The sequence below is a fragment of the Acinetobacter sp. YH16044 genome (genome assembly GCF_013417145.1).
GTDB classification, from domain to species: Bacteria; Pseudomonadota; Gammaproteobacteria; order Pseudomonadales; family Moraxellaceae; genus Acinetobacter; species Acinetobacter amyesii.
The window spans coordinates 1-2,024 of sequence record NZ_VPEK01000109.1; the positions used below are offsets into that span (position 1 = coordinate 1).

The 2,024-nt window shown below is 32.9% G+C and carries 2 protein-coding genes; one reads left to right on the forward strand and one right to left on the reverse strand.

Features of this window, described 5'->3' with window-relative positions:
* Window positions 1–323: 323 nt before the first annotated feature.
* On the forward strand, window positions 324–782 hold the full coding sequence (locus FTV38_RS17225; RefSeq protein ID WP_077170035.1) for a DUF523 domain-containing protein: 459 nt from the start codon (window positions 324–326) through the stop codon (window positions 780–782).
* A gap of 126 nt (window positions 783–908) precedes the next feature.
* Here FTV38_RS17225 and FTV38_RS17230 read toward each other — a convergent pair whose 3' ends face one another.
* On the reverse strand, window positions 909–1,697 hold the full coding sequence (locus tag FTV38_RS17230; RefSeq protein WP_038350081.1) for an aminoglycoside adenylyltransferase domain-containing protein: 789 nt from the start codon (window positions 1,695–1,697) through the stop codon (window positions 909–911).
* Between the last annotated feature and the right edge of the window lie 327 nt (window positions 1,698–2,024).

Consider the following 2,024-nt stretch of genomic DNA (forward strand, 5'->3'; position numbering starts at 1 on the left):
ATGAGGCATGTTCCGCGTCCTTGCAATACTGTGTTTACATACAGTCTATCGCTTAGCGGAAAGTTCTTTTACCCTCAGCCGAAATGCCTGCCGTTGCTAGACATTGCCAGCCAGTGCCCGTCACTCCCACTCTATTGATAAATTTTCTAAACAAAAAGGATCAAACTAATCTATAAGCTTTGTGGGTTAGAAAAAAAATAACTCACTTTGCATTGATCATATTTAAATTCTTGTTTTATCCATAGCACTAACCTATTAATTTTAAAAAATAATAGGTACTGGCTAAATAGCAAATCGATACATATCTTTTTCATAGAGGAAATATGATTTTAGTAAGTTCTTGTCTGGCTGGCTTAAAGGTACGTTATAACGGGACGCATAGCTTAAACGAAAAAATCGAAAAATTAGTCAAAGATGGAAAAGCTACTATGGTATGTCCAGAGATTCTTGGCGGTTTATCAACACCACGCGAACCTGCCGAGATTTCGGGAGGTAATGGCGATGATGTCTTAGATGGAAAAGCCTGTGTAATTGAAAAATCAGGAAAGGATGTGACTTCAATCTATATTGAAGGGGCATATAGAACTTTAAAAAAAGTTCAATTATTAAAAGCTACTCTGGTAGTGCTTAAAGAAAATAGCCCTTCATGTGGTAGTTCAATGATTTACGATGGTCAATTTAATGGGAATAAGATCTATGGCAATGGAGTTACCTCCGCTTTGCTTAAACGTCATAATATAAAAGTCATTTCAGAAGAAACTTTTTGGCAACTTTTACCCTAGTTCCTCCGCTTTTATTTAAAATCTTCATGCAACTCCAACCACGCCCCCCTTTGCAATATCAAGTCTCTTCGGTATTTAGAGATATAGTGAGGTAATAATCTAAGAAGCATATCCATTACTTCCACATCAGTTAAAAAGTAGTGGTTCAATTTTATGCTGTAATTCTTTAACAATTTTAGCAAGCTGATCATGTAAAACTAACCAACATTGCTCATGACCTTGCCCAATATATTCATCTATTATGAGTTGCAAAATGTCTTGATCTATCTGACTTAAGAATTCTAAAAACCATGTCGCAGCAACATCCTTGGCAACTATTGTTTTATGATCTAATGTATAAGCTATACGGCATAGCGCTAAAATTTGATTACATTCATCCTGATCGTCTTTCCAATGAGCAATAATTTGTGGATAAGTTTTTTGCATGGCAAATATTAATTGTTCATAGCTAATTGGATTTAACCAATCGCAAATATCAGGTCCAAAGATAGTAATGTTATGTAATTGGGCAGTTTTAAGTAAAATACTAATATCTGGATCAGATTGACTATAAAGTAATTCACCTTTGAGTAATTCTTCTCTCAACCACTCGCCATATTGTAGCTGATATGTATATGGATGATTTTTATTGGTAATACTCCCTTTTTCTAATATCGTAATTTCTAAGGCACGCGCTGTAGCATGACCAATCGGAACAGATATATTTAGAAAATTCTGCGCTAATTGTTTTCTTTCCTGATCGGTAATTTCACGTTCAATAATAACTAAAATATCAAGATCACTTTTATGTTTTAAACCACCATCAACATACGAACCATATAAATAAATAGCATAAAGCTTATCTTTAAAATTTTTTTGTAAAAGCTGTTTTACACTTTCAACTTGGCGACACTCTTCATCATTTAAGCTTTGCATATGATTTTTAATTTAAAAAAATAAGTAATGAATTCATAGAGCATTATACAGAATAAGTGTAAATAATTTAATCAATTAGTAAATAACATACTATTTTTACAATATATTTACTTTCAATATAGAGTTTAATACATAAAACTCTATCAATCAAAAAAAGCTTGAAACAACATCTGAATAGTAAGAGTCATTTCCTCCTCACTTAGAGATGGATCCGGAAATTTGAACAACTCCTATAAGTGATACTCTGCTCCTCAAATGATGTTATAAACATCAATATATGGAGTATTTTATGGCACGTAGACCAAGAAGAAATCATTCAAACGACTT